The organism is Streptomyces sp. NPDC026538 (genome assembly GCF_055567535.1).
The window spans coordinates 513,310-538,671 of record NZ_JBVHQG010000001.1 but is presented as its reverse complement, the minus strand read 5'-3'; the positions used below and the strand labels follow the sequence as shown (position 1 = coordinate 538,671).

Annotated in this window: 25 protein-coding genes and 2 pseudogenes; 9 read left to right on the top strand and 18 right to left on the bottom strand. The window is 71.1% G+C overall.

Annotation, left to right across the window (positions count from 1 at the left end; genetic code table 11):
- Positions 1-8: 8 nt before the first annotated feature.
- Entirely contained in the window at positions 9-365 is a 357-nt protein-coding gene (locus ACZ4N4_RS02495; protein WP_453575105.1) for a 5-carboxymethyl-2-hydroxymuconate Delta-isomerase, read from the top strand.
- Positions 366-477: 112 nt separating this feature from the next.
- Here the strand turns inward: ACZ4N4_RS02495 and ACZ4N4_RS02490 are convergent, their stop codons facing one another.
- From ACZ4N4_RS02490 to ACZ4N4_RS02475, 4 genes are all read right to left on the bottom strand, one after another.
- The gene (locus tag ACZ4N4_RS02490) at positions 478-1,194 is read right to left on the bottom strand and encodes a TetR/AcrR family transcriptional regulator (RefSeq protein ID WP_467583509.1); all 717 of its coding nucleotides are present in this window, start codon (positions 1,192-1,194) and stop codon (positions 478-480) included.
- A 56-nt stretch (positions 1,195-1,250) separates the two neighbouring features.
- The gene (locus ACZ4N4_RS02485; protein WP_467583507.1) at positions 1,251-2,279 is read right to left on the bottom strand and encodes a PDR/VanB family oxidoreductase; all 1,029 of its coding nucleotides are present in this window, start codon (positions 2,277-2,279) and stop codon (positions 1,251-1,253) included.
- A complete protein-coding gene (locus ACZ4N4_RS02480) occupies positions 2,279-3,184 on the bottom strand; it encodes a metal-dependent hydrolase (RefSeq protein ID WP_467583504.1) in 906 nt (301 codons plus the stop codon). Before ACZ4N4_RS02480 ends, ACZ4N4_RS02485 begins: the two co-directional genes overlap by 1 nt.
- Before the next feature lie 94 nt (positions 3,185-3,278).
- Positions 3,279-5,207: a hypothetical protein gene (locus tag ACZ4N4_RS02475; protein ID WP_467583501.1), complete on the bottom strand. Its 1,929-nt coding sequence runs from the start codon at positions 5,205-5,207 to the stop codon at positions 3,279-3,281.
- A 159-nt stretch (positions 5,208-5,366) separates the two neighbouring features.
- Between ACZ4N4_RS02475 and ACZ4N4_RS02470 the strand changes: the two genes are divergently transcribed.
- Complete coding sequence (locus ACZ4N4_RS02470) at positions 5,367-5,774, top strand: hypothetical protein (RefSeq protein ID WP_360493642.1); 408 nt, start codon at positions 5,367-5,369, stop codon at positions 5,772-5,774.
- Between the two features lie 86 nt (positions 5,775-5,860).
- Here ACZ4N4_RS02470 and ACZ4N4_RS02465 read toward each other — a convergent pair whose 3' ends face one another.
- The 9 genes and pseudogenes from ACZ4N4_RS02465 to ACZ4N4_RS02425 form a co-directional block, all read right to left on the bottom strand.
- Positions 5,861-7,408, bottom strand: a complete 1,548-nt coding sequence (locus tag ACZ4N4_RS02465) for a DUF1996 domain-containing protein (protein ID WP_467583498.1) — start codon at positions 7,406-7,408, stop codon at positions 5,861-5,863.
- Positions 7,409-7,580: 172 nt separating this feature from the next.
- Complete coding sequence (locus ACZ4N4_RS02460; protein ID WP_467583495.1) at positions 7,581-8,231, bottom strand: response regulator transcription factor; 651 nt, start codon at positions 8,229-8,231, stop codon at positions 7,581-7,583.
- On the bottom strand, positions 8,216-9,490 hold the full coding sequence (locus ACZ4N4_RS02455; protein ID WP_467583492.1) for a sensor histidine kinase: 1,275 nt from the start codon (positions 9,488-9,490) through the stop codon (positions 8,216-8,218). Before ACZ4N4_RS02455 ends, ACZ4N4_RS02460 begins: the two co-directional genes overlap by 16 nt.
- 246 nt (positions 9,491-9,736) lie before the next feature.
- Positions 9,737-9,881, bottom strand: a pseudogene (locus ACZ4N4_RS02450) (reductase); the annotation flags it as partial.
- Positions 9,882-9,958: 77 nt separating this feature from the next.
- Complete coding sequence (locus ACZ4N4_RS02445; protein ID WP_467583489.1) at positions 9,959-10,576, bottom strand: winged helix-turn-helix domain-containing protein; 618 nt, start codon at positions 10,574-10,576, stop codon at positions 9,959-9,961.
- Positions 10,577-10,860: 284 nt separating this feature from the next.
- Positions 10,861-11,290 (bottom strand): annotated as a pseudogene (locus ACZ4N4_RS02440) (DUF6891 domain-containing protein); the annotation flags it as partial.
- Positions 11,291-11,349: 59 nt separating this feature from the next.
- Positions 11,350-12,381, bottom strand: a complete 1,032-nt coding sequence (gene glnII / locus ACZ4N4_RS02435; protein WP_467583486.1) for a glutamine synthetase — start codon at positions 12,379-12,381, stop codon at positions 11,350-11,352.
- Positions 12,382-12,654: 273 nt separating this feature from the next.
- A complete protein-coding gene (locus ACZ4N4_RS02430; protein WP_467583483.1) occupies positions 12,655-13,356 on the bottom strand; it encodes a hypothetical protein in 702 nt (233 codons plus the stop codon).
- Positions 13,357-13,487: 131 nt separating this feature from the next.
- The gene (locus ACZ4N4_RS02425) at positions 13,488-13,856 is read right to left on the bottom strand and encodes an arsenate reductase family protein (protein WP_467583480.1); all 369 of its coding nucleotides are present in this window, start codon (positions 13,854-13,856) and stop codon (positions 13,488-13,490) included.
- A gap of 232 nt (positions 13,857-14,088) precedes the next feature.
- On the opposite strand from ACZ4N4_RS02425, the gene ACZ4N4_RS02420 reads away from it, so the two are divergent.
- Positions 14,089-14,403 carry a hypothetical protein gene (locus tag ACZ4N4_RS02420; protein WP_450759796.1) on the top strand — a complete coding sequence of 105 codons (315 nt, stop codon included), beginning with the start codon at positions 14,089-14,091 and terminating at the stop codon, positions 14,401-14,403.
- A 387-nt stretch (positions 14,404-14,790) separates the two neighbouring features.
- Positions 14,791-15,075 (top strand): hypothetical protein, encoded by a 285-nt coding sequence (locus tag ACZ4N4_RS02415; protein WP_450759797.1) that lies wholly within the window; start codon positions 14,791-14,793, stop codon positions 15,073-15,075.
- Positions 15,076-15,102: 27 nt separating this feature from the next.
- Here ACZ4N4_RS02415 and pspAB read toward each other — a convergent pair whose 3' ends face one another.
- The 4 genes from pspAB to glnA form a co-directional block, all read right to left on the bottom strand.
- The gene (pspAB, locus tag ACZ4N4_RS02410; protein WP_467585290.1) at positions 15,103-15,687 is read right to left on the bottom strand and encodes a PspA-associated protein PspAB; all 585 of its coding nucleotides are present in this window, start codon (positions 15,685-15,687) and stop codon (positions 15,103-15,105) included.
- Positions 15,688-15,689: 2 nt separating this feature from the next.
- Entirely contained in the window at positions 15,690-16,610 is a 921-nt protein-coding gene (gene htpX, locus ACZ4N4_RS02405) for a zinc metalloprotease HtpX (RefSeq protein ID WP_453575085.1), read from the bottom strand.
- 184 nt (positions 16,611-16,794) lie between these two features.
- Complete coding sequence (locus tag ACZ4N4_RS02400) at positions 16,795-17,052, bottom strand: SCO2583/SCO2584 N-terminal domain-containing protein (RefSeq protein WP_453575083.1); 258 nt, start codon at positions 17,050-17,052, stop codon at positions 16,795-16,797.
- Positions 17,053-17,156: 104 nt separating this feature from the next.
- Entirely contained in the window at positions 17,157-18,566 is a 1,410-nt protein-coding gene (gene glnA / locus ACZ4N4_RS02395) for a type I glutamate--ammonia ligase (RefSeq protein WP_362567829.1), read from the bottom strand.
- A gap of 211 nt (positions 18,567-18,777) precedes the next feature.
- Here glnA and ACZ4N4_RS02390 point away from each other — a divergent pair, with 211 nt between their 5' ends.
- Positions 18,778-19,248 carry an RDD family protein gene (locus ACZ4N4_RS02390; RefSeq protein ID WP_453575081.1) on the top strand — a complete coding sequence of 157 codons (471 nt, stop codon included), beginning with the start codon at positions 18,778-18,780 and terminating at the stop codon, positions 19,246-19,248.
- A gap of 190 nt (positions 19,249-19,438) precedes the next feature.
- Here ACZ4N4_RS02390 and ACZ4N4_RS02385 read toward each other — a convergent pair whose 3' ends face one another.
- Positions 19,439-21,082, bottom strand: coding sequence for an FAD-dependent oxidoreductase (locus ACZ4N4_RS02385; protein ID WP_467583475.1), 1,644 nt, complete (start codon positions 21,080-21,082; stop codon positions 19,439-19,441).
- A gap of 212 nt (positions 21,083-21,294) precedes the next feature.
- Here ACZ4N4_RS02385 and ACZ4N4_RS02380 point away from each other — a divergent pair, with 212 nt between their 5' ends.
- From ACZ4N4_RS02380 to ACZ4N4_RS02365, 4 genes are read left to right on the top strand one after another with little or no spacing between them, the layout of a single operon-like run.
- Entirely contained in the window at positions 21,295-22,359 is a 1,065-nt protein-coding gene (locus tag ACZ4N4_RS02380) for a SchA/CurD-like domain-containing protein (protein ID WP_467583472.1), read from the top strand.
- Positions 22,360-22,399: 40 nt separating this feature from the next.
- Entirely contained in the window at positions 22,400-22,816 is a 417-nt protein-coding gene (locus ACZ4N4_RS02375) for a cupin domain-containing protein (RefSeq protein WP_453575075.1), read from the top strand.
- Positions 22,813-24,081 (top strand): beta-ketoacyl-[acyl-carrier-protein] synthase family protein, encoded by a 1,269-nt coding sequence (locus ACZ4N4_RS02370; protein WP_360493699.1) that lies wholly within the window; start codon positions 22,813-22,815, stop codon positions 24,079-24,081. Before ACZ4N4_RS02375 ends, ACZ4N4_RS02370 begins: the two co-directional genes overlap by 4 nt.
- Entirely contained in the window at positions 24,078-25,322 is a 1,245-nt protein-coding gene (locus tag ACZ4N4_RS02365) for a ketosynthase chain-length factor (protein ID WP_467583468.1), read from the top strand. Before ACZ4N4_RS02370 ends, ACZ4N4_RS02365 begins: the two co-directional genes overlap by 4 nt.
- The last annotated feature ends 40 nt before the right edge of the window (positions 25,323-25,362 follow it).

Here is a 25,362-nt window from a genome sequence, read left to right as displayed (position 1 = left end):
GAGGGCTCATGCCGCAGATCACCGTCGACTACTCCGCCACGGCGGGTGCCGCCTTCGACCGGGAGGGCTTCGCCCGGGCCCTGCACACCGCCGTCGTCGAGATCGCGGCAGCCAAGCCCGAGGCCTGCAAGACACTGTTCCGCGCCGCGGACGACACCGCCTTCGGCTACGACGCCGATGGGGCGCATGTCATCGTGCACGTGACCTTCGGCCTGCTGGCCGGCCGCACCGACGAGACGAAGGCGAAGCTGACCGAGACGACGCTGGAACTGCTGCGGGAGCACCTGAAGCCGGAGGGGTTCGTGCTGCACGCGTCGGCGGAGGTCCGTGACCTGGACCCGTCGTACCGGAAGTACGAGGGCTGAACGCTTCGCTGTAAGCGCCGTGGTGTGCGGTCGTTCGGCTGCGGCGCCGTCGTGGCTGGTCGCGCAGTTCCCCGCGCCCCTCTGGGCGCCACCGAACCGCACCCGACTTCGCTCAGCCCGCCAACGCCAGCAGCCGGACGGCCAGGTCCGCGAACGGGCCGTCGCCCGGCTCGTCCTTGACCATCCGCTTCAGCAGCGCGCTCATCTCCTCGTCGTGGGCGGCGCTGACGGCGGCCAGCGCCGCGAAGTCGTGGACGAGCTGGACCTCCAGCTCGGCGCGGGGGATGCGCCGGCCGTCCAGCCAGAGCAGCGCGGTCGACTCGGCGAGGGAGATCCAGGAGCGGACGACCAGTTCCAGGCGGGCCGGCGCCTCGGTGACGTCGAGGTGCGCGAGGATCTGCTCGTAGGCGGCCTGCCGTACGGACTCGATGAGCGCGTTGGTCGCGGACACGTGACTCATGGACTGCGCTCCGCCCACGGAGACCGCCGGGCCGCCGCGCATCAGCGCGGCGAAACCGGGCCCGTGTTCGTCGACGAAGTCGAAGAAGCGCCGCATCACCCGCAGCAGCCGCGCCCCGAGCGGGCCTTCCTTCGGCTCGGCGAAGCGCCCCGCGAGATCCTCCGAGGCACGCTTCAACGCGGCCTCGTACAGGCTGAGTTTGCCGGGGAAGTAGTGGTAGACGAGCGGCCGCGAGATGCCCGCGGCCGACGCTATCTCGTCAATCGAGACCTCGTCGGGCGATCGGCGGCTGAACAGTTCGAGGGCGACGCCGATCAACTGCTGCCGCCGCTCCTCGACTCCCAATCTGCGGCGTACCCCGGTACTCATACGAACACCTTACCGATCGGATCCGGCCTCCAATGGACCTGACCCGGCCTGGGCGTTCACAGATCCAGCACAAGTCTCCCCCCGCGCGCCCGGGATACGCAGATCAGCATCGAGTCGGCACGCTCCGCGTCCGTCAGCAGTTCGTCCCGGTGCTCCACCTCCCCGGCCAGCACCCGCTGCTGGCAGGTCCCGCAGAACCCCTGGGCACAGGAGTACGCGGTGTCGGGGAGCTCCGCCCGCACCGCGGCCAGCACGGTCGAGTCGGCCGGCACCGTCACCGTCCGGCCGCTGCGCCGCAGTTCCAGTTCGAACTCCTGGTTGCCCGCGCCACCGGTGTGCGGTGCGAACCGTTCCAGCCGGACGGCGGGGAACCGCTCCTGCACGGCCGCCATCAGCCCCTGCGGACCGCAGCAGTACACCAGCGCGCCCTCGGGGACCGTCAGCGCGTCGAGGTCCGGGCGCCCGTCCTCGTCCTCCGCGACGACCGTGACCCGGTCGTCCCCGGCCAGCTCCGCCACGTACGGCATCGACGCCCGGCTCCGCCCGCAGTACAGCAGCCGCCACTCCACCCCCGCCGGCACGGCCCGCACCATCGACAGGATCGGGGTGATGCCGATGCCCCCGGCGACGAAGACGTAGGCGTCGGCCCCGACGAGCGGGAAGCGGTTGCGCGGCCCCCGCACCTCCAGCTCCATGCCCTCGGCCAGCTGCTCGTGGACCTCCCGGGAACCGCCCCGCCCGTCCGCGACCAGCCGCGTGGCGATCGTGTACGACGAGGTGTCGGCCGGGTCCCCGCACAGCGAGTACTGCCGGACCAGTCCCGACGGCAGCACCACGTCGAGATGGGCCCCCGGCTCCCAGCCCGGCAACCGCGCGCCTTCCAGGCGCAGTTGGACGACCCCGTCCGCGACCGTCTCGCGCGAGGCGACCCGCAGCCGCAGCGCCCGGGAGCGCGGCTGTCCGGAGGTCGGCGGGTCCAGGGCCGGCATCGGCCACAGCGGGGAGACCTCGATACGGCGTCTCATGGCCCGCTTGACGAGCAGCGCGGCGCCCGCGACGGCGACGACGGTCCGCAGCCTCGGCATCACTCGGCCCCTTTCTCGGCGTGCTCCGCGGCCAGCGCGGCGGGGGAGGAGGCGAGGTAGGCGACCGCCTGGGCGGTGGAGCCCTCCTGGGAGGGGTGGTAGCCGCGGCTCAGGTACCTCGGTATGGACCTGAGCATGTCGCCGGCGGCGGGCAGGGTGCCGCGCCGGCCGGCGAGATAGAAGTCCCGGAGCCGGGCGCGGCCTTCGAGGAGCGTCGGGTCGTTCGCCATGAAGAAGCGGGCACCGCGCTGCCACAGGAACACGATCGCCGTGAACGCCGTCGCCCAGGTCCGCACCCGCCGCCGGTAGCCGCCGTCGACGTGCTGGAACAGGTCGAAGGCGACCGACCGGTGCTCGACCTCCTCGGCGCCGTGCCAGCGCAGCAGGTCCAGCATGGTCGGGTCGGCGCCGCGCCGGTCCAGTTCGTCGGCGTTGAGCACCCAGTCGCCGAGGAAGGCGGTGTAGTGCTCGATGGCCGCGATCAGCGCGACCCGTTCGAGGAGCCACCAGCGGCGCGCCCGGCCCGGCGGCAGCGTGCGGTCGCCGAGCAGCTTCTCGAAGAACCAGTCCACCTGCGCGGTGTACGGCGTCGGGTCGAGCCCCAGCTCCTTGAGGTGGGGCAGCACCTCGTCGTGGGCCTGGGAGTGCATCGCCTCCTGCCCGATGAACCCGACGACGTCCGCGCGCAGCCGCTCGTCGCGGATCAGGGGCAGCACCTGCTTGTAGACGTGCACGAACCAGCGCTCGCCGGCGGGCAGCAGCAGATGCAGCACGTTGATGGTGTGCGTGGCGAGCGGGTCGCCGGGCACCCAGTGCAGCGGGGTGTCCTGCCAGGCGAAGGACACGTTGCGGGCCGTGAGCGCGATGTGCTCGGACGCCACCGGTTGCGGCTGCTTGTTGGACATGGCGTCAATGTACTGACGGGTAGCCAGAGTGAGAAGACCTGCGGCAGAGCTTGTTTACGGAAGTGTCAGCAAGGTTCGGTCGCGAGGGAAGACCTCACCGCAGCCCGCTGATCCCGCTCCCGTCCTCCAGCGTCCCCGTCAGGTAGGCCTGCGCCCCCTGCTTCGCCCTGGCCGTCAGCAGCGTCCCCTGAGCCGACGCGGTGACCCCGCCGGTCGCCCGGATCGACGCCGTGTCGCGACTGCCCGCGGCCAGCAGGTACCACTGCCCGGCCCCAGACTTCCACAACACCCCGGCCAGCACGTGCGGATCACGCGGACCGCACGCCGTCACGTCGGACCCCTTCGCCGCCACCGCGCCGTACCGACTGCCCGGCGTCCGGAACTGGGCCAGCGACATCGTGCCGTCGCCCCGCCAGGTCTCCGTGCGCGTGCACACCCACGCCCCGGCGCCACTGGCGTCCGGCAGCGGCTGCTCCGCGAACGCCCAGGCGTTGACGCTGCGCACTCCGGCGGACCGCTCGGCGGAGAGCGAGCAGGCGAACGGCGCCCAGTCGCGCAGCGCCTTCGCACCCGAGGCCTCGTCGGTGTACCCGGGCCGGCCCGAGGTGAGGCGGGCCGGCACCAGTTCGCCCAGGTCGGTCGAGAGGTGCACGCCCTGCGCGTCGGTCAGCTGGAGCACGTTCCAGGACGTGCACGCCCCCTGCTGGAGGGCGGAGCTGGCCAGCGGACCGGTCACCCCGTCGGCCAGGCCGAGGTCCATCGCCCCCGCGGTCGGTTTCACCAGGTCCCGCTCCGCCGCCCCGGTCACCCAGGGAGCCGTCAGATAGCGGACGTTGCCGTCGGAACGGCCCAGCACCATCGCCTCCGCCTCGACGCCGGTCGCGCCGTCCACGCGGGCGAAGTCCAGGGCCGCGCCCTGGGTGCCGTCCTTGGGCTCGGCGTAACGGGCGAGGCGCAGACCGTCGTAGAAGATCACCACCCGGGCGCTGTCGACGACGCCCGCGTACAGCAGCTGGGGCGGTCCGGCGGGGCCGCCGGTCTGGGTGCCGGGGGTCGCCGAGACCCGGACGGTCTCGCCGGGGCGGGCCCAGACGGCGAGGGCGCGGCGCAGCAGCGCGGTGTCGCCGGTGAGGGCGCCACGTGCGGGCCAGGCGGAGAAGTCGGTACGGGCGGCGGTCTTCCAGGCGGTGGACGGCGCCTTCGTCAGCTGGGCCGGGTCCAGGGCGGCCTGGGCGGCCGGGTTCTGCGCGTACACCGGCGCCGCCGCGCCGTCGGCGCCCCAGCCGCCGCCCGGCAGCGTGACCAGCGCCCCGCAGACCGCGAGCGCGGCCGCGGCGGCCAGTGCGGCCTTGGTGTGCTGACGGCGCCGCATCAGATCGGTGGGCCGGGCCTGCAGGGCACAGGGGTCGAACTCGGGGGAGTCGAGCAGCGGGTACTCGGCCGGAACGCCGTTCGCCTCGGCGAGCGCGTCGTCCGGGTGCTCCACGCCGGCCGCCCGCAGGACCTTGCGGACGTCGCCGTCGGGGAGCTGTTCGAGACCGCGCAGGGCATAGGCGGCGCGGGCCGGGCCGGACAGGGTGGCGAGGCGCTGGTCCAGGGCGAGTTCGTCGGCGCCGCCGGAACGCGGGAAGAGCCTGAGGCCCCACACCTGGGGGAGCAGCGGCGGCAGCTGGGCCCGCTTGGGCCACGTGGTCAGCCTGAGCGGCAGGCCCGCCTCCAGCGCCGTACGTACCACTTCGAGGCGGACCAGGGCGTACCCGGGGTCGGTGTCCCGCCCGGTGGACTGGGCCGGGATCACCGGGGCCTGCTTACGGCCGCGCGGCAGCGCCCGCTGGACCAGGGAGTGCGCGGTCAGGACGCGGCGGCCCCGGGCCAGGCCCGGCGGCAGCACCAGATAGGCGAGCCGGACCAGCCGTGGGTAGTGCTCGACGAGCGCGGCCTCGGCCTGCTCGACATCGACGGCCGGACCCAGGGCTCCGGCGGAGGCTGCTGCGTGACGCTGGGCTACATCCTGTGACTGCACGTCCTGAAGAACGAGCGAACCGTTCGGAGGTCACCGCCACCCGGGTGACCACGGCATCCTGGACCTCTCTTCGGTTTGAGCGCCCCGCGCCCCACAGCCGTATCGAAGGGGAGGGCCCCGAAGGCATTCCCGGGGCCGGCAACGCGACCGGAGGAACAGATGAGGTTGACCCGACCGATGCTCGCCGTGGCCGGCGCGGCGGCCGTACTGGCGCTGGCGGGCTGTGGATCCGGTGACAGCAGCGCGGAGGCGAAGATTCCGGTGACCGCCACCGGCAGCCTGGAGAGCCTGGCCGCCAAGGTGAAGTGCACCCCGGACATGCAGATCGACTCCGACGAGGTCCGCCAGGCCATCTGCAAGACCGCGGCCGGCAAGTTCGTCTTCGCCACCTTCGCCACCGACCGCGGCCAGCGCGAGTGGATCAACGACGCCAAGGACTACGGCGGGTTCTACCTCGTCGGCCGCAAGTGGGTCGCCGTCGGCGACGACGTGGTGGTCAAGACGCTGCAGACCACGCTGGGCGGCGAGGAGGAGATCGGGACCGACCACAGCAAGCACACCGGCTGACGTCGTCCGGAACCGCGCACACGAAGGCGGGCGGTGGGAGATTCCCACCGCCCGCCTTCGTGCTACCGGCTAGCCAGGGGTGTTGCTCACTGGCACCTGCGGCCGGAGTTGATGCAGTTGGCGATCTTCGCCGCCAGGTTGTTCTTGGTGACGCTGATGAAGTCGTCGTGGTCGGTCGCCGACTTGTGCAGCTGCTCCGGGAAACCGTCCACCGCGTAGGCGTTCTTCACCTGGCCGTTCTGGATGGTCGGCGGGGTGATCTTGTAGACCAGGCGCATCGTCAGCTGCGGGATGGCCTTGAAGCCGTTCCCGCAGACACCGCTCGCCGGGTCCGCGAAGGCCACGTGCGTACGGTGGTTGGCGCTGTCGATGTTGACGCCGTCCCAGCAGCTCTGGAAGGCGAACGTCCGGACCACGTTGCTGCCCTGCGGGCAGATCGGGTACTGCTGGGTGAGCTGGACCTTGTTCTCGAAGCCGGTGCAGCTCCAGTGCGCGTTGGCGTTGGCCAGACCGTTGGTCGTGGTCTTGGCGTCACCGGTGATGATGCGCAGGAACTGCGGCATCGCGACGACCTTGGCGGCCGGGCTGCCGACGTACTTGATCTGCGCCGACTGCGGGGTCAGGATCTTGCCGACGTTGCCTTCCTTGCCACCGCCGTCCGCGTTCTGGTCGAAGTCCTGCGTGCCGTCCTGCACACGCACGACCGGCCAGTAGTACGACGACAGGTCGCTCTGGTTCTGGCAGGAGCTCGGCGCGGCCAGCATCGAGTCGTTGGTGGCGAACGCGTTGACCTTCTGGTTGCCGACGTAGTCGTGCAGGTGGTGCGCGCCGTTGGCCACGCCGGGCGCCACGATGACGTTGTCGGTGTTGTGGTTCTTGTTCGCGTTCACACCGCAGCGGGTGGTGAAGGTACCGGTCGAAGCGTTCTGCTGCTTCTGCGGCTTGGCCAGGACGTTCGGCGCGACCTTCGTGATGTCCACGAAGTCGGCCGCGACCGGGCCGTTGCCCGCCTGCCCGCCGATGTTGGCCGGGGCGCTGGCGCTGGCACTCGGGGCGGCCGTGGCCTGGCCGTTGTTCTGCCCGCCGTTGTTCTGCCCGCCGTTGTTCTGGCCGTTGTTGTTCTGACCACCGGTGTTGTTGCCCCCGCCGGCGGTGGTCTGGTTGGCGGTCTGCGTGGTGCAGGCGGCGAGCTGGGCCAGCGAGCTGTCGAAGCTGCCGCCCACCCGGGTGATGTCGATCCGGATCCGGTCGATCGTGGCCGCCCGCTTCTCCTTCAGGGGGCCGACGATCGCGTTCTGCACGAAGTTCGCGTCGTTCGCCTGGGCCTGGCGAGTGGAGGCGAGACGGGCGTAGGCCTCGGTGATCTGCTTGTCGAGCTTCGCCAGTTCCGCCGCCACCCCCATCTTGGCGTTGGCGGGCACGTTCGTCAGCTTCTGGCCGACGTCCGGGCAGGAGATCGTCGCGACCGAGGCGGCGGCGGCCTTCGTGTAGTTCTGGGCTGAGTTGTTCGACTCATGCGCCGAAGCGTTCATCTGTGCCCAGAGCAGCCCGCCCCCGCCGAGCGCTATGGCCGCCGATGCGGCTATGGCCTTGACGGCCAATGGCGAACGGCGCTTGCGTGTGTTGCGTCCCATGGAACTCCTCTGACTTCCTTGCGGGGCAGCATCGAGGCGCCCGACAGGAGTGAAGCGGCGCCCTTTCATACGCACCCCGCCTCAGAGGTGTTCAGCCGCCTCACAAATTCATCAGAGATTTGTTACGCACTTGGGCCACAACTGCCGTTTGAGCAGGGCGATTTCTGGAAAATCAGCGGTCGCGGTCCAGATACGCGAGCACCGCCAGGACGCGCCGATTGTCATCGTCCGACACCTCGAGTCCCAGTTTGGTGAAGATGTTGGAGGTGTGTTTGGCGATGGCCCGTTCCGTGACGACGAGCTGAGCGGCGATCGCCCCGTTCGAACGGCCCTGCGCCATCAGCTCCAGTACCTCCAGCTCCCGCCGTGTCAAGCCCTCCAGGGGCCGGTCGCCGGCCCGCCGGGACAGCAGCTGCTGGATCACCTGCGGATCCATCGCCGTACCGCCCGCCGCGACCCGCCGTACGGCGTCCACGAACTGCTCGGCGTCGAACACCCGGTCCTTCAGCAGATACCCCACCCCGCCGCTGCCGTCGGCCAGCAGCTCCCGCGCGTACAGCTGTTCCACGTGCTGGGAGAGGACCAGCACCGGCAGCCCCGGCCGGTCCTGCCGCGCCCTGAGCGCGCACTGCAGCCCCTCGTCGGTGTGCGTGGGCGGCAGCCGTACGTCCACCACCGCCACGTCCGGCTCCAACTCGGCCAGCGCCCGGGTCAGTTCGGGGCCGGTCTCGACGGCGGCCGCGATCTCGAAGTCGTAGGCCTCCAGCAGCCGGACCAGCCCGTCGCGGAGCAGGAACAGGTCTTCGGCTAGGACAACGCGCACGGAATCTCCATGGTGACCATGGTGGGGCCGCCCGCGGGGCTGCTGACGGCCAGGACGCCGTCGAATGTACCCAGCCGCCGCTCGACCCCGGCGAGTCCCGAACCGGCGCCGGTCACCGCGCCGCCCCTGCCGTGGTCGGTGACCGAGATCCGCAGCATGCCGACGCCTTCCGGCACGTGATGCAGGTCCACCCAGATCCGGTCGGCGCCGGAGTGCTTGACCGCGTTGGTCAGCACCTCGCTCACCGCGAAGTACGCGGCCGACTCCACCGGCGCGTCCGCCCGGCCCGGCAGGTCCACGGTCACCTCCGTGGGCACCGGCAGCCGTAGCGCCAACGCCCGTACGGCGTCGCCGAGTCCGCGCTCGGCCAGCACCGGCGGATGGATGCCCCGCACCAGGTCGCGCAGCTCGCCCAGGGCCTCCACGGACGCCTGCCGGGTCCGCGCGAGCAGTTGCCTCGCCTTCTCCGGATCCTTGTCGAGCAGCATCTCGATGGTGCCGAGGTCCATGCCCATGGCCACCAGCCGGGCCTGCGCCCCGTCGTGCAGGTCCCGCTCGATCCGCCGCAGCTCGGCCGCGGAGGTGTCCACCGCGTCCTTCCGGGTCTCGGTCAACACCCGTACGCGCTCGGTGAGTTCACCCTGCCCGGGTTCCAGGACGGCACGGGTGAGCTTGAAGTGGACGGCCAGCAGGGCCGGGGTGTAGCGGAAGGCGGCGACGAGGATGACGGCACCGAGCCCGGCGGCGGCGAACGCCGTGGCCTGCCCGCTGACCGGCACGAAGCCGTACCAGTAACCGTCCCCCAGCACCCGCCACAGCCCGGCGGCCACCGCGAACCCCTCCACCGGATAGAACACGAGCAACGCCGGCAGCAGTGCGGTCACATACCCGGCCGTCATGTCCACCAGCAGCCACAGTACGTCCCGCCCGACCTGCGGGTCCTGCAGTAGCGCGAGGGTGCGGGTCCAGGGGTTGGCGTTCGCCGGCACCGGCCGGTACGCCGACCGGATCCGCACCCCGCACCACTCCTGGGCGAGCCGTCGCCGCACGTCCGCCACGTCCCGCACACCGCCCAGGACCCTGGGGGTCGTGAGGATGCCGAGGCCGCTCGGGATCAGCGCGACGGAGACCACGGTCAGGACAAAACAGAGGATCGAGACGGCCGGCATCACCAACGCCAGCACCAGCCCCCGCACGGCGGCGAGCACGACCTCCCGTGCCCTGGCGCGGAAGCCCCCGCTGTTCGTGTTCGTCATCATGGCGCCAGTCTGTCCGACCGGACACACGGCGGTCACTGGCCCGAAGCCCCATGTGAGGGGGTGGTGCTACCTACACCCCCGGGACTGTCGCGTCCCGTCGGGGGCGTGCGGCTGTATCCGATACGCGGCTCCGCCGCGCGGGCGCGACAAGCCCCTACCGGCCCGCGGACTGATCACGACCTCCCTGACCCGATGCCGAGCACCCTCGCATCGACTTCGGTACCGGCGGGAAGCGCGGTCAGGCTCGTCGGGCGCGGTGCGGTCGCCGTGCAGCGACCGTGCGCCCGCCGGGGGCCGGTGCCGTCCCCGGTGGAGGACGGCCACCTCCCAGCCACGCCCCAGCGCCGCCGCCACACGACGGCCCCCCCACGGACTGCGTACCACCCAGCACGAGAAGTCGCCTGCCGGTGATCGCGCCCGGAAGAGGCGCCGGACGGAACGGGACTCCGCCGAGGGCGGAGCGGCCCGTCAGCGGCCGGTCGGCGGGGTGTACTTGTAGCCGACCCGGCGGACCGTCTGGATCGCCTTGCGGTGCTCCGCGCCGAGCTTGCGGCGCAGCCGGGCGACATGGACGTCGACCGTGCGGCCGTCGCCGACGTGGCCGTAGCCCCAGACCGTGGTGACCAGCTGGTCGCGGGTGTGCACCCGGTTGGGGTGCGCGACCAGATGGGCGAGGAGCTCGAACTCCAGGTAGGTGAGGTCGAGTTCACGCCCGTCGACCTGGGCGGTGCGCTGCACGGAGTCGACGGTGACGAGCGGCCGGGTACCGGTCGTGGCGGACGCGGCGCTCGCGGCGATCGCCGTGGTCGCGCCCGGTTCGTCGGCCGGCTGCTGCGGGTCCGGCACCGCGACCGGCAGGAACGGCGGCCGCTGGTCCGCCGGGACCAGCACCAGGTAGCCGATCATCGGCGGCTGGCCCGGCAGGGTGGGCACGGTGTGCTGCGGGGCGGGCAGCCAGGTGGCCCCCGGCGGCAGGAAGTCGGCCATGTCCACCACCTCGTCCCGGTCGACGGCACGCAGCCGGTGCCGGGCGGCGGAGGAGGCGGCGAGGGCGGAGGCGGGGGAGAGAGAACGAGTGGTCGCCATGAGACGTCAGCTCTTTCGCGCGAGGAGTTCGTCGGTCGGGACGACGGCCGCGATTCGTGGTCGGGCGCGCCGGGGACGTTCTGCGTTCCGCGCTGGCCGAAGGCCGGGGTGTACGGCTTTAGAGGGCCCGCGCGTTCATCGCGCGGCAACACACCCGGTCGAAGTCGTGGTGCTGACGGGAAGGCCAGAAGGGCTCGAGGTCATGGCGACCCGTCGCGCTGCACTTCTGGTAGCTGGCCATGCGCCCATTGAAGCAGACACAGCCCGGAAACAGGACCCTTCTCTCACTGCTTGGACGCTTCCCTGGCGGGATCCTGACCTTGGCCGCCTCCTCCCACCAGGCGTTTGTGCCAGGTCAGCGGGGTGGGCTCGATCGCCTTGTCCGGATTGCCGTCCCACACTGCGGACAGCCCGGCGCCGGTGCGGGCGGCGACCACCTCGCGGCCGACGGCCGTGGTGGTCTCCGCGGAGCCGTCGAAGCCGCCGTGGCAGAGGCTGAGGCCGTGGCCCTCGGCGGCGGAGCGGGTGCCCTGGTGGTGGAAGAAGACGAAGCCCCGGGCCCCGCCCGCGTCCTCGGGCCTCGGCGCCGATCTCGGCCATCCCGCAGGAGCGGCAGCAGGTGAAGTCCTCGCGGGCGACGACGCCTTCGCGCTCCGGCGCCTCGAACGCCCGCGTCAGCCGGTCCGGGTCGGTGGGTCCGGTCCACGCCCGCTGCGACAACGCCGCAGGGGCGTCCACCGCGACGGTGGACGCCCCTGCGGGGAGGGCGCGGATCAGACCTGGCCGGCCTTGTCCAGGGCGGTGCAGCAGGTGTCGACGATCAGCCGGGTCACCAGGTACGGGTCGACGTTGGCGTTCGGGCGGCGGTCCTCGATGTAGCCCTTGCCGTCCTTCTCGACCTGCCAGGGGATGCGGACCGAGGCACCGCGGTTGGAGACGCCGTAGGAGTACTCGTTCCACGGGGCGGTCTCGTGCAGACCCGTCAGACGGTCGTCGATGCCGGCGCCGTAGTTCTTGACGTGGTCGAGGGGCTTGGCGCCCTCGCCGAGCGACTCGCACGCGGTGATGATCGCGTCGTAGCCCTCGCGCATCGCCTTGGTGGAGAAGTTGGTGTGCGCGCCGGCGCCGTTCCAGTCGCCCTTGACCGGCTTGGGGTCGAGGGTGGCGGAGATGCCGAAGTCCTCGGCGGTGCGGTAGAGCAGCCAGCGGGCCACCCACAGGTGGTCGGAGACCTCCAGCGGGGAGACCGGGCCGACCTGGAACTCCCACTGGCCGGGCATGACCTCGGCGTTGATGCCGGAGATCGCCAGACCCGCCTTCAGGCAGTTGTCCAGGTGGGCCTCGACGATCTCGCGGCCGAAGATCTCGTCGGCGCCGACACCGCAGTAGTAGCCGCCCTGCGGGGCCGGGAAGCCGCCCTCGGGGAAGCCCAGCGGACGGGCGCCGTCGAAGAAGGTGTACTCCTGCTCGATGCCGAAGATCGGCTCCTGCGCGGCGAACTTCTCCGCGACCTCGACCAGCGCGGCACGCGTGTTGGAGGAGTGCGGGGTGAAGTCGATGTCCAGGACCTCGCACAGGACGAGTACGTCGTCGCCGCCGCGGATCGGGTCCGGGCAGGTGAAGACCGGCTTCAGCACACGGTCCGAGGAGTGCCCCTCGGCCTGGTTCGTGGAGGACCCGTCGAAGCCCCAGATCGGCAGCGCGTCGAGACCGGCGGGGGCGCCCGCGATGATCTTCGTCTTCGAACGCAGCTTGGCCGTCGGCTCGGTGCCGTCGATCCAGATGTACTCAGCCTTGAAGGTCACGGGCCACATCCTTCGGGGTGGGTCGGGCGCACTTGCGGGTGCAGCGGCGCTACGGCACTGGGGCGCCTCGGTGTTGCCCGGCAGCCTGTCAACAGGCGATTTCCCGATCATTGCTCGAATGTGAACCCGGTGTTACCTGGCGGTTCTGTGGTGCGACTCACGTTGTGAGGAGCGTGCGGGCGGGGTACGGAGCCCATTTCGGGCGCCGTGCGCGGCGGCCGCCGGCTTTCCCTCCGTGAAAGCCGGCGGCCGAGCCACAGCCCGTGCCGTCGATCAGCCGACCTTCTGGATCAGGGCCCGGCGGATCAGGAACTTGCCGGGTTCCCGGACCTGTTCGAAGGCGGCGTTGTTGAGCAGCACACAACTGCCGGACACCGAGGTGACCTTCACCGTCGTGGACTTGTTGTTGTCCAGGTTGGTGACCTTCAGCGTGGTTCCCGCCGGGAACTGGTTGCTGGAGGCGGCCGGGGCGCCGGCCTCACCGGACAGCGTGACGGTCGAGCCGTTGCAGACCTGCTGGCCCGCGGCGGCGGCACCGCCTCCGGTGTTCCCGGTGGCCGCGCTCTTCGAGGGCGCCGGCGTGGCGGCCTGCTGGCCCGTCTGGCCCGTCTGGCCCGTCTGCGCACCGCCCGCCGCCTGGGAGCCCTGAGCCGACTCCCCAACGACGCAACCGGACGCCTTCTGCTGGACCTTGATCTGCGCGATGACCGCCTCGCGGTTGGCGATCCGGGCCGACGACTGGGCGTCCGGGTTCGCCTTCTGGTCCGCGATGAACTTCTGGTTGTTGCCGAGGGCGGTGGCCAGCCCCGAGCAGACGGTCGAGTCCGCGGCCGAGGACAGTGTCTTCGCGTTCTGCGGGCTCTGCGCGGCGTTCGAGGTGGACGCCAGGACGAAAGCCCCGCCGCCGGCGACGGCTGCGGCGCCGACCAGCAGGGCGATCGACTTCTTGGCGCCGAGAGTTCTCCTACGCGACATGCGCGCCTCCTGAAGAGGGGTGGGGGAGCGTACGTCGCTATGTACGAGATGCCGAACGGAGTTACTCAGTGGTTACAGGAGCCACCTAAGTAACCTGCGTCACAATGGAGTTGAAGTCTGTTCACCTCTTGTCACCTGGTGCCCCTGGCCAGTGCTTCCTGCACGGCCTCGTCGGTGCGGGCGACGAGCGCGGTCCCGTCGTCCGCGGTGATGATCGGCCGCTGGATGAGCTTCGGATGCTCGGCCAGCGCCGTGATCCAGCGGTCGCGCGCCGCCTCGTCCCGTGCCCACTCCCTCAGCCCCAGCTCCTTCGCCACGGCCTCCTGGGTGCGGGTGATGTCCCAGGGTTCGAGCCCGAGCCGTTCCAGTACGGCCCTGATCTCGTCCGCGCTCGGCACGTCCTCCAGGTAACGGCGGACGGTGTAGTCGGCCCCCTCGGCGTCGAGCAGGCCCATCGCGGTACGGCACTTCGAGCAGGCCGGGTTGATCCAGATCTCCATGCCGGACACGGTAGCCGCCGAGTCCGCGACGACCGGCGCTGTTCGAATTCGGGCGATCCCATCCGCCTCATCCGGAACCCCTGAAACGGAGCCTCAATTCCCCTAGCCACCTGCTGTTTTGACGGTCCGTTCCGGGCCCCCGATTGTCAGTGGGGGCCGGTACACTGGAAGCAGTGTTCGAGAGAGTCGCCGGGGTGTCCGGTGGCCCTCTGACCGCGACAGGAGGATGCCTGTGCCCGCTGCCGCACTGAAGCCGAAGCCGTTGCCGACCCAGTCCACCGCGAAGCGTGCCGTCCTGCTCGACTCGCCCTACGCGCCGGCGGAGAAGCGCCCGCTGCCGGCCGGGCGGCCACGCGAGTGGTACGTCACGCACAACCGCCGCCTCAAGGCCATGCGTCTCGCCATCGCCCTGCTCGACTCCGGCGTCTACCTGCCCAACCAGGCGCGCGACGAGACGATCCGGAGCACGGCGCAGAGCATCGGCGTCCATCCGCCGTCGGCCACCACGTGCCACATGGTGCGGGCCCTGATGCGGTATTCGCGGTGAACCGATGGCGCCGGGTGCCGTGTGTCCGACACGGCCCCGGCGCCTTCGTCACCGAGCCCCCCGGCGCCCTTCCTCGGCCGGACGACCGGTCCCCGGGGCCCCCGCCGTCCTCGGCACGGCCGTCACTGCGGGCGTCCTGACGGCGGCACCGCGGGTCTGAGCGACCTGTCACTCATGCGGTGGCTCCCGAAAAACGGGATGCACGCCGAGTGACCGGATCCCTACGCTGGAGACGCGTTCCGGAGCGGTCCACCACCGCTTTCCGAAGGGCCGACCGCGCCCTGCGGACTCGGGGCTACTCTGCTACGCACCGACGGACGGCCGCCGTCCCCGCGTGCCGTCGGATCCGTCGACCGCTCACACACGCTCACGCCACGGAGGCCCGTCATGGGCACCATCGTCCTATCCGGAACTGTCGTCCTGGTCATCCTCGGATTCGGAAACCACAACTGGTGGCTCGCCGCCGTCGCCCTGCTCTTCCTGTACGTCCACTACGGGCGCGGCTCGTCGTCGGCATCCTCGTCGGGCGGTCCGTCCGGCGGGGGCGGGGGCGTGCCGAACGACTACAAGACGTACCGCGACCGCCGTGACCGGCAGGCCAAGTGGGAGCGCCGCTACCGGCGCGAGCGCCCCCTGGAGTTCCGGCGTCAGGAGCGGAACAAGGGTCAGTAGGGGCCGGCAGGCGGGTGCCCCCGGCCGTCAGAGGCCGGGGGCACCCCACACCGGGAACCAGCGGCTGAGGTCCTGCTCGATCCGCAGGTCGTTCGCGAGGGCCGCTTTCATCTGCAACTCCAGCGCGCTGTCGCGCCGTTCACCGGAACCGGGCAGCGGCGCGAAGGGGTAGAACGTCGCCCGCTTGTAGAGATAGACGAGCGCGAGCCTGCGCCCGCGCTCGTCCTCGAAGGAGGCCAGGGAACAGAGCAGCTGCGGGCCGAAGCCGTTGACCTCCATCGAACTGTTCACCGCGTGCAGGTCGGTGACCAGTTCCGGAAGCTGGTCGGGGGTGCGCCGCGAGACCAGCCAGGAGTAGCCGTAGTGGTCCTGGCTCAGCTCGACCGGGGAGCCGTTGCGTTCGGCGTCCGCGTCGAGGAGCGCCTGCACCTCGCGGTGGGTCTGCTCGAAGGCCGCGCCCTCCACGGTGGCGAAACACACCGCGCCCAGACCGGTGGGCCGGAACCCGGCCGCCGCCTCCAGGGTCACCGCCGCCGACGGCAGCGCGAACAACTGGTCGAGGTCGGGGGCGACGGGCTTGGTACGGCCGAGCAGGATGTCCAGGAACCCCATGCTCACCCGGCCTTCCCGGGCGTCGCCGCCTCACCCAGCTCCGCCGAGATCCGCCCCAGCTGCTCGAGTCGCTGCTCCAGGGGCGGGTGGGTGGAGAAGAAGCGCTCGATGCCGGGCTCCTTGCCGGTCGCCGGGGTGAAGTAGAACGCGTTGAAGGCCTGGGCGGTTCGGAGGTCCTTGGTCGGGATCCGGGCGATGTCGCCGGAGACCTTGGTGAGCGCCGACGCCAGCGCGGAGGGACGCCCGGTGAGCTGGGCCGCGGCCCGGTCGGCGGCCAGCTCCCGGTACCGGCTGAGCGCCCTGATCAGCAGGAAACTGATCGCGTACACGGCGGCGGAGACCCCGATGACGGCGGCGAAGACAGCGGCCGTGTTCTGGTCCCGCCTGCCCCCGCCCAGGATCTGCGAGTAGAAGGCGAACCGCACGACCAGCCCCGCGATCACACCCAGGAAGGACGCGACCGTGATCACGGCGACGTCCTTGTGCGCCACGTGCGACAGCTCGTGCGCGAGCACCCCCTCCAGCTCGGCGGGCTCCAGCCGCCGCAGCAGGCCCGTGGTCACACAGACCACGGCGTGATCGGGATTGCGTCCGGTGGCGAACGCGTTCGGCATGTCCATCTCGGACACGGCGACCACGGGTTTCGGCATGTCGGCGATGGCACACAGCCGGTCCACCACCGCGTGCAGCTCGGGATACTCCTCCCGCTCCACGACCCGCCCGCGCATGGCGAACATCGCGATCCGGTCGGAGAACCAGAACTGTGCCACGAACATCGCGCCCACCAGTACGACGACCAGCAGCCACGACTTCAGCAGCACGATCAACGCGGCAACGAAGCCGACGTACAACAATCCGAGCAGGAACAGCGTGACCGTCATCCGCACGGTCAGTCGCCGGTCGCTCCGGAAGCGGCTCTGCATCTGCCATCACCCCGCAGTCAGGCACTCGTCCCGCTGTCCAGTGTGCACCTGCCGGGGCCCATGGAAAGGTTCCGAACGTCCCTAGTAGCGGCAAAAGGTCCCTGTGAAGGCGCGGCGCCGTGGGCTGAGCGCGCCCCCGCGGCGGAGCCGCACATCGACGGGGCCCCGCGCCCCTTACGGGACGCTAGTACGGCGAACGCGTCTGTATGTAACCCAGCAGCACGATCACCGCTGCCACGCACCCCAGAACCAGGGCCGTCGACACCCACGACGACCGGCGTGGCTGCACCGGCCCCGGATCCGCCCGGAACGGCGCCGGCTCCGGCGGGTTCTCCTTCCAGCGCGCGGCCAGCATGCGCGCCCGCGCGGACGGCTCCTTGTGCTCCGCCTCGGCGGCCCACCTGAAGTCGAACTCGTGCTGGTCGTCGTCCTGTTGGGACATCCCCGTTCCCCCCGTCTCGAACATGAGTACACCCGCACGATACGACGACGCCCCCGTCCCGAGAAACCGGGAACGGGGGCGCCGGGCGCCGCGAACGGCGTCTGTCACACGTCGAAGTACAGCTCGAACTCGTGCGGGTGCGGACGCAGCTGCAGCGGGGCGATCTCGTTGGTGCGCTTGAAGTCGATCCACGTCTCGATCAGGTCGGACGTGAAGACGTCACCCGCGAGCAGGAACTCGTGGTCGCGCTCCAGGGAGTCGAGGACGGCCGGGAGGGAGGTCGGCACCTGCGGGACGCCCGCGTGCTCCTCGGGAGCCAGCTCGTAGAGGTCCTTGTCGATCGGCTCCGCCGGCTCGATCTTGTTCTTGATGCCGTCCAGGCCCGCGAGCAGCAGGGCCGAGAAGGCGAGGTACGGGTTGCCGGAGGAGTCGGGCGCGCGGAACTCGACGCGCTTGGCCTTCGGGTTCGAACCCGTGATCGGGATACGCATCGCGGCCGAGCGGTTGCGCTGCGAGTACACCAGGTTCACCGGGGCCTCGAAGCCGGGCACGAGGCGGTGGTACGAGTTCACCGTGGGGTTGGTGAAGGCGAGCAGCGACGGGGCGTGCCTGAGGATGCCGCCGATGTAGTAGCGGGCGGTGTCCGACAGGCCCGCGTAGCCGGCCTCGTCGTAGAACAGCGGGTCGCCGTTGGCCCACAGCGACTGGTGCACGTGCATGCCCGAGCCGTTGTCGCCGAAGATCGGCTTCGGCATGAAGGTCGCGGTCTTGCCGTTGCGCCAGGCCACGTTCTTCACGATGTACTTGAAGAGCTGGAGGTCGTCGGCGGCCGCGAGCAGCGTGTTGAACTTGTAGTTGATCTCCGCCTGGCCGGCGGTGCCCACCTCGTGGTGCTGGCGCTCGACCTTCAGGCCGTTCTTCTCCAGCTCCAGGGAGATCTCGGCGCGCAGGTCGGCGAAGTGGTCGACCGGCGGGACCGGGAAGTAGCCGCCCTTGTAGCGGACCTTGTAACCACGGTTGTCCTCCAGGGCGCCGGTGTTCCAGGCACCCGCCTCGGAGTCGATGTGGTAGAAGGACTCGTTCGCGGTGGTCGCGAAGCGGACGGAGTCGAAGACGTAGAACTCGGCCTCGGGGCCGAAGTACGCGGTGTCCGCGATACCGGTCGACGCGAGGTAGGCCTCCGCCTTCTTCGCCACGTTGCGCGGGTCACGGGAGTACTGCTCGCCCGTGATCGGGTCGTGGATGAAGAAGTTGATGTTGAGCGTCTTGTCGCGGCGGAAGGGGTCGACCCGGGCCGTCGACAGGTCCGCGCGCAGCGCCATGTCGGACTCGTGGATCGCCTGGAAACCACGGATCGAGGATCCGTCGAAGGCGAGCTCCTCGTCCGGGTCGAACGCATCGACGGGCACCGTGAAGTGCTGCATGACGCCCGGCAGGTCGCAGAACCGGACGTCGACGAACTTGACGTCCTCGTCAGCGATGAACTTCTTGGTCTCGTCGGCGTTCTGGAACATCCAGCTCCTCCTACTTCCGGGCGTTCCCGCGCCGGGGTGGTAGTTCGTTCGTGCGGCCAGTGCGGTGGCACACGCTGTCCTCGACCCTAGGGACGGGTGATTTCTCGGGCGTGACCCATTTGTTTCGCTGAAGTTAACCGCCCTTGTTCCACCGTAGCCCCGGGGCACCCCGCCGGACCCCGGGTGTTCGCCCGGGCAGTACCGTGTTCGGGTGGACAACAGGCAAGCAATGGGATCGTGGCTCTCGGGGCCCCGTGCGGCCATGGAAGAGGCCGGTGCGGAGTTCGGGTACCGGGGTGAGCAGCTCGGTCTGCCGGAGGACGGGCCGGGCTCCATCGCCCGCCCGGGGCGACGGCTCGGTGCGCTGGTCGTGGACTGGGCCCTGTGCGTCTTGATCGCATACGGCCTGATCACCGACGGCTACAACCCGGCGACCACCAGCAACTGGGCGCTGCTGGTCTTCTTCGTCCTGGGGGTCCTGACCGTCGGTACGATCGGCTTCACGCCGGGTAAGCGGCTGTTCCGGCTGCGGGTGGTCGGCGTGGAGACGGGGCGGGTGCAGCCGCTGCGCGCGCTGGCCCGCACGGTGCTGTTGTGCCTCGCGATCCCGGCGCTGGTGTGGGACCGGGACGGCAGGGGGCTGCACGACCGCCTGGCGAAGACCGTCGAGGTCCGCATCTGAGTGCGGGTGAGTGGGGGCTGGTCGCGCCCGCGCGGCGTAGCCGCACATCGGTACAGCCCCGCCCCCCTGAAGGGGCGCTTCCCCGTCGCCTCTCCATAGCCGCGGGCAGAGTCGTGCCTCCCCCCGTGCCTCAAGGGCCTGGGAGGCACCCTGCAAGCGCCGGTGAGCGACCCCGGCCCCGCCCCCCGGCTCACCTTCTCCGCAGCAGCCGCGCCAGTACGTCCCGCAGCTCTCCCTCCGGGTCCGGTACCGCGCCCTCCGAGCGCCAGGCCACGAATCCGTCCGGCCGTACCAGCACCGCACCCTCCGCCGTCGTCCCGTGCGCCGCCGCCCAGTCCACGCCCTCCCCGTCGTACACGAGGTCCGCCCCCGCCGCCCCGACGCGGTACGTGTCCAGTCGTAGCCGCTCCGTGTCCGCGATCCGGCGGGCGGCCGCGTGCCAGGCCGCGCCCGCCGCCGAGGCCGCGTCGCTGAGCAGCACCAGGGACCGCTCGTACAGGTCGAGCGTGGAGAGCCGTTCGTCCGCGCGGCGCAGCCACAGGTGGGGGGCCCGGCTGCCCGGCTGCCCGGTCAGGTTCATCCCATCGGGTACGACCGGCTGGCCGGGGTCCGCGCCGACGATCGCGCCCTTCGGGTACCGGTAGCCGAGGACGATGTTGAGGATGCCGCCGCGCTTGCCGGCGCCGATGCCCGGCGCGGGCGCGAACCCGGGGTGGCTGTGCTCCACCGAGCGGGCCGAGGCGCGGGCGCTGGTGGCGACGGCGACCGGGCGGCGCTCGGCGTCGTACGACTCCAGCAGCCCGGGGCCGGCCCAGCCGTCGAGGACGGCCGCCAGCTTCCACGCCAGGTTGTGCGCGTCCTGGATGCCGGTGTTGGAGCCGAACGCGCCGGTCGGGGACATCTCGTGCGCGGAGTCCCCGGCCAGGAAGACCCGCCCGGACGCGTACCGTTCGGCGACCCGCTCGGCGGCCCGCCAGGAGGCCCGGCCGGTGATCTCGACGTCGAGGTCGGGGACGCCGACGGCCCGGCGGATGTGCCGGGTCAGGCGCTCCTCGGTGAACTCGTCGAGGGTTTCGCCGCGTTCAGGGTGCCACGGGGCGTGGAAGACCCAGCGTTCCTTGTTGTCGACGGGCAGCAGCGCCCCGTCCGCCTCCCGGTCGGTGAGGTAGCAGCAGATGAACCGCCGGTCCCCGACGGATTGGGCGAGCAGCTTGGAGCGGAAGGTGATGCTCACGTTGGCGAACAGGTCGCCGGGGCCCATCTGGCCGATGCCGAGCCGGCCCCGGACCGGGCTGCGCGGGCCGTCGGCGGCGACCAGGTAGTCCGCGCGGACGGTGTACATCCGGTCGGAGTCACGGTCGCGGACGTACGCGGTCACTCCTTCGGGGTCCTGTTCGAAGGACTCCAGCTCGTGGAAGTAGCGCAGCTCGCCGGTGAGGGATTCGGCCGCCTGGCGGAGCACGGGTTCGAGGTCGTTCTGGCTGCACAGGCACCACCCCGTAGGGCTGAACTTCGCAATTCCGCCGCCGGGATCGATCTCCTTGAACAGCCATTCGCCGGCGTCGCCGACCAGCGTCGGGGTCTGCAGGATGCCGTGGTTGTCGGCGAGGAGTGAGGCGGCGGACTTGATGCCGGGCTCGATGCCGGCCTTACGGAACAGCTCCATGGTCCGCACGTTGTTGCCCCGGCCGCGGGGATGGATCGAGGTCCCGGAGTGCCGCTCGACGAGCATGTGCCGTACGCCTAGACGGCCCAGGAAGAGGGACATGGACAGGCCCACCAGCGAGCCGCCCACGACGAGGACGGGGACCTGGTGATCGGTTCTGTGCTGCATCGGGGACTCCAGGGGCGGGGTGGCGGTGCGTCAGGTGCCTTGGAACTTCCATGCCCCTTCCGCGCCTTTCGGAGGGGTTCCGCGTGCTCAATCACCCACCTGGTTCACGCGAGTCGCGCGCTTCGGAGGACCGGCACAGGATCAAGAAGCGCTGACGCCGCGTCATCGGCGAAGGCGTAGGCCGCTGCCCCAGCGAAGGAGATGTGCGAAGCATGACGACGATCTCGGAAAAGGTTTCGGAAAAGCTGACCCGCCCGGTGTCGAAACGGGTCTCCCAGTCCGTCTTCGACGGCTCCCGGCTCCGGGTCGTCCTGCTGGTGGACGTCTACGACGGCGCGCAGCAGCACTTCCTGGAGGCCTACGAGCAGCTGTGCAGCCAGGTCGCCCAGGTGCCCGGGCACGTCAGCGACCAGCTCTGCCAGTCGATCGAGAACCCCTCGCAGTGGCTGATCACCAGCGAGTGGGAGAGCGCCCCGCCGTTCCTCGCCTGGGTGAACAGCGAGGAGCACGTGGAGATGGTGAAGCCGCTCCACAACTGCGTGCGCGACACCCGTTCGCTCCGCTTCCACGTGGTCCGCGAGACCGGCGGGCCGGCGGCGGACGCGGTGCGGGTCCTGCAGGCCGAGCCGCGGATGGGCGACGGCGTGATCCGCCACGCGCTCACCTTCACGGTCCGGCCGGGCAGTGAGGCCGAGGTCGCGAAGATCCTGTCGGACTACGCCTCGCCCAAGGCGCAGGTCGACGACTCCACCCGGCTGTGCCGCACCTCGCTGTTCATGCACGGCAACCGGGTGGTGCGGGCCATCGAGGTGCGCGGCGACCTGATGGCCGCCCTGCGCCATGTCGCCCAGCAGCCCGAGGTGCGGGCCGTCGAGGAGGCCATCAACCCCTACCTGGAGCAGGACCGCGACCTCGACGACCAGGACTCCGCACGGGTGTTCTTCACCCGGGCGGCGCTGCCGGCCGTGCACCACGTCAACAGCCCCGAGGACCGCGCCGAGGGCGACCGTCACGCGCTTTACTACCCGGCCCGCCCGGGCTGCGGGATGCGGCTCGCCGAGCTGCTCGCGCAGCAGGACGAGGCCGCGGCCGAGGACCCGGCGAGCCCGGTGCTGCACAGCACGGTCTTCCAGCGCGACGACGTCGTCGTACGGCTGGTCGAGCAGCGGCCCGGCACCCCCGTGGACGACGTCCCGGCCCATGCGCTGACCGCCCTGCTGGACGGCGACGCGGTGCGGATGAAGCTCCTCACCGACCGTCGTTCGCCCGACGCCTGACCCCACCACCGCCGGATCACCCTCACGGAGGAACCTAGAGATGAAGCCCATTCCGAAGATCGTGGACCTCAGCGAGATCGAGCCCAACACGCGGCGCGGCGGCGACCTGCGCGCCATGCTCACCCCCGCCACGGTGGGTTCCACCAGCGGTTTCATGGGTGTGGCCCTCGTGCAGCCGGGCGACCGCATCGCCGAGCACTACCACCCGTTCTCCGAGGAGTTCGTGTACGTGGTCTGCGGTGAGATGGAGGTCGACCTGGACGGCGAGCCGCACCCGCTGCGGCCCGAGCAGGGTCTGATGATCCCCATCAACATGCGCCACCGTTTCCGCAACGTGGGCGATGTCGAGGCCCGGATCGTCTTCCACCTCGGTCCGCTGGCCCCGCGCCCGAGCCAGGGTCATGTCGACACGGAGGAGACGGAAGCCGCCGTCGCCGTGGGGCAGGTCCGGTCGTGACCCGGCGCGTGGCGGTTACGGGCATAGGCATCGTGGCTCCGGGGGGTGTGGGCGTACCGGCGTTCTGGGACTTGCTCGCCTCCGGCCGGACCGCGACGCGCGGCATCACCTTCTTCGACCCCTCCGGCCTCAGGTCGCGGATCGCCGCCGAGTGCGACTTCGACCCGGCGGCGCACGGCCTGGACGCCGAGGAGATCGAACGGGCGGACCGTTACATACAGTTCGCCCTGGTCGCCGGTGACGAGGCGGTCCGGGACTCCGGTCTCGACCTGGGCCGGGAGAACCCCTGGCGGGTCGGGGTGTCCCTGGGGACGGCGGTCGGCGGCACCACCCGTCTGGAGCACGACTACGTCCTGGTGAGCGCCGGCGGCCAGCACTGGGACGTGGACCACCGGCAGGCGGGGCCCCAGCTGCACCGGGCGTTCTCGCCGAGCACCCTCGCCTCCGCGGTGGCGGAACGTTTCGGCGCCCAGGGTCCGGTGCAGACCGTCTCCACCGGCTGCACCTCGGGCCTGGACGCCGTGGGCTACGCCTTCCACACCGTGCAGGAGGGCCGCGCCGACATCTGCATCGCCGGTGCCTCGGACTCCCCGATCTCCCCGATCACCATGGCCTGCTTCGACGCGATCAAGGCCACCTCACCGAACAACGACGACCCCGAGCACGCCTCGCGTCCCTTCGACAACCGCCGTGACGGCTTCGTCATGGGCGAGGGCGGCGCGGTGCTCGTCCTGGAGGAGCTGGAGCACGCCAAGGCCCGCGGCGCGCACATCTACTGCCAGCTCGACGGCTACGCCACCTTCGGCAACGCCTACCACATGACCGGTCTCACCAGCGAGGGCCTGGAGATGGCCCGCGCCATCGAGACCGCCCTGGACCACGCCCGCCTCGACCCCACCGCCATCGACTACGTCAACGCCCACGGCTCCGGCACCCGGCAGAACGACCGCCACGAGACCGCGGCCGTGAAGAAGGCGCTCGGGCAGCACGCGTACAGCACGCCCATGAGCTCCATCAAGTCCATGGTGGGCCACTCGCTCGGCGCCATCGGCGCGATCGAGGTGGTCGCCTGTGTGCTCGCCCTGGCCCACCAGGTCGTCCCGCCCACCGCGAACTACGAGACCCCCGACCCCGAGTGCGACCTCGACTACGTGCCGCGCGTCGCCCGCGAACGGCGCCTCGGCGGCGTCCTGTCCGTGGGCAGCGGGTTCGGCGGCTTCCAGTCCGCGGTGATCCTGACCCGGCAGAGAGGACGGACACGATGAGCGAACCCCGGTCTCGACGGGCCGCCGTCACCGGCATCGGTGTCGTCGCGCCCAACGGAACCAGCACCGAGACCTTCTGGAAATCCGTCCAGGAGGGACGCAACGTCCTCGACAAGGTGACCCGCGACGGCTGCGACCACCTGCCCATGAAGGTGGCCGGAGAGGTCCGCGACTTCGACCCGACGGCCGCCGTCGAGGAACGCCTCATCGTCCAGACCGACCGCTTCACGCACTTCGCGATGGCCGCGGCCGACCTGGCACTCGAGGACGCCCGTCTCGGCCGCGCCGACACCGACGGCTCGCCGTTCGACGTCGGCGTGGTCACCGCGGCCGGCTCCGGCGGCGGCGAGTTCGGCCAGCGCGAGCTCCAGCAACTCTGGGGCAAGGGCAGCCGGTTCGTCGGCCCCTACCAGTCCATCGCCTGGTTCTACGCGGCCAGCACCGGCCAGATCTCCATCCGGCGCGGCTTCAAGGGACCCTGCTCGGTGGTCGCCGCCGACGAGGCCGGCGGCCTGGACGCCCTGGCGCACGCCGCCCGCGCGGTGCGACGCGGCACCGACGTCATCGTGGCCGGCTCCACCGAGGCGCCCATAGCTCCGTACTCGATGGTCTGCCAGCTCGGCTACGAGGAGCTCAGCCGGGAGACCGACCCCGCCCGCGCCTACCGCCCGTTCACCGAGCAGGCCTGCGGGTTCGTGCCGGCCGAGGGCGGCGCCATGCTCGTCGTGGAGGACATCGGCTCGGCCCGGAAACGCGGGCTGCCGGTGCGGGCCACCCTCGACGGCCACGCGTCGACCTTCACCGGGGCCTCCCGCTGGGCCGAGTCGAGGGCCGGGCTCGCCCAGGCGATCCGTGGCGCCCTCGCCGAGGCCGGCTGTGCCCCGGAGGAGATCGACGTGGTCTTCGCCGACGCCCTCGGCGTGCCGGCGGCCGACCGGGCGGAGGCGCTGGCCATCACCGACGTGCTGGGCGCGCACGGCAGACGCGTGCCCGTCACGGCACCCAAGACCGGGATCGGCCGGGGCTACTGCGCGGCCCCCGTCCTCGACACCGCCGCCGCGGTGCTGGCGATGGAACACGGCCTGATCCCGCCGACCCCGGGTGTCCACGACATCTGCCACGACCTCGACCTCGTGACGGGCAGCGCCCGCGCCGCCGCACCACGCACGGCGCTGGTCCTCAGCCGGGGACTCATGGGGTCGAACTCGGCACTCGTGCTGCGCCACGGCGCGGCCGGGTGATCCGGCGAAGAAACAGCTGCCCAGCAGCGAAGAAGAAGGA

What these genes read in the sequence shown, in the direction of transcription:
- ACZ4N4_RS02470 (WP_360493642.1), top strand. Translation starts at nt 5,367, where the DNA reads ATGAGGTTGACCCGACCGATGCTCGCCGTGGCCGGCGCGGCGGCCGTA.
- ACZ4N4_RS02380 (WP_467583472.1), top strand. Translation starts at nt 21,295, where the DNA reads ATGACGACGATCTCGGAAAAGGTTTCGGAAAAGCTGACCCGCCCGGTG.
- ACZ4N4_RS02415 (WP_450759797.1), top strand. Translation starts at nt 14,791, where the DNA reads ATGGGCACCATCGTCCTATCCGGAACTGTCGTCCTGGTCATCCTCGGA.
- htpX (WP_453575085.1), bottom strand. Translation starts at nt 16,610, where the DNA reads ATGCAGAGCCGCTTCCGGAGCGACCGGCGACTGACCGTGCGGATGACG.
- ACZ4N4_RS02385 (WP_467583475.1), bottom strand. Translation starts at nt 21,082, where the DNA reads ATGCAGCACAGAACCGATCACCAGGTCCCCGTCCTCGTCGTGGGCGGC.
- ACZ4N4_RS02400 (WP_453575083.1), bottom strand. Translation starts at nt 17,052, where the DNA reads ATGTCCCAACAGGACGACGACCAGCACGAGTTCGACTTCAGGTGGGCC.
- ACZ4N4_RS02465 (WP_467583498.1), bottom strand. Translation starts at nt 7,408, where the DNA reads ATGGGACGCAACACACGCAAGCGCCGTTCGCCATTGGCCGTCAAGGCC.
- pspAB (WP_467585290.1), bottom strand. Translation starts at nt 15,687, where the DNA reads ATGGGGTTCCTGGACATCCTGCTCGGCCGTACCAAGCCCGTCGCCCCC.
- ACZ4N4_RS02375 (WP_453575075.1), top strand. Translation starts at nt 22,400, where the DNA reads ATGAAGCCCATTCCGAAGATCGTGGACCTCAGCGAGATCGAGCCCAAC.
- ACZ4N4_RS02430 (WP_467583483.1), bottom strand. Translation starts at nt 13,356, where the DNA reads ATGTCGCGTAGGAGAACTCTCGGCGCCAAGAAGTCGATCGCCCTGCTG.
- ACZ4N4_RS02365 (WP_467583468.1), top strand. Translation starts at nt 24,078, where the DNA reads ATGAGCGAACCCCGGTCTCGACGGGCCGCCGTCACCGGCATCGGTGTC.
- ACZ4N4_RS02490 (WP_467583509.1), bottom strand. Translation starts at nt 1,194, where the DNA reads ATGAGTACCGGGGTACGCCGCAGATTGGGAGTCGAGGAGCGGCGGCAG.
- ACZ4N4_RS02480 (WP_467583504.1), bottom strand. Translation starts at nt 3,184, where the DNA reads ATGTCCAACAAGCAGCCGCAACCGGTGGCGTCCGAGCACATCGCGCTC.
- ACZ4N4_RS02425 (WP_467583480.1), bottom strand. Translation starts at nt 13,856, where the DNA reads ATGGAGATCTGGATCAACCCGGCCTGCTCGAAGTGCCGTACCGCGATG.
- ACZ4N4_RS02485 (WP_467583507.1), bottom strand. Translation starts at nt 2,279, where the DNA reads ATGCCGAGGCTGCGGACCGTCGTCGCCGTCGCGGGCGCCGCGCTGCTC.
- ACZ4N4_RS02495 (WP_453575105.1), top strand. Translation starts at nt 9, where the DNA reads ATGCCGCAGATCACCGTCGACTACTCCGCCACGGCGGGTGCCGCCTTC.
- ACZ4N4_RS02445 (WP_467583489.1), bottom strand. Translation starts at nt 10,576, where the DNA reads ATGGCGACCACTCGTTCTCTCTCCCCCGCCTCCGCCCTCGCCGCCTCC.
- glnA (WP_362567829.1), bottom strand. Translation starts at nt 18,566, where the DNA reads ATGTTCCAGAACGCCGACGAGACCAAGAAGTTCATCGCTGACGAGGAC.
- ACZ4N4_RS02455 (WP_467583492.1), bottom strand. Translation starts at nt 9,490, where the DNA reads ATGATGACGAACACGAACAGCGGGGGCTTCCGCGCCAGGGCACGGGAG.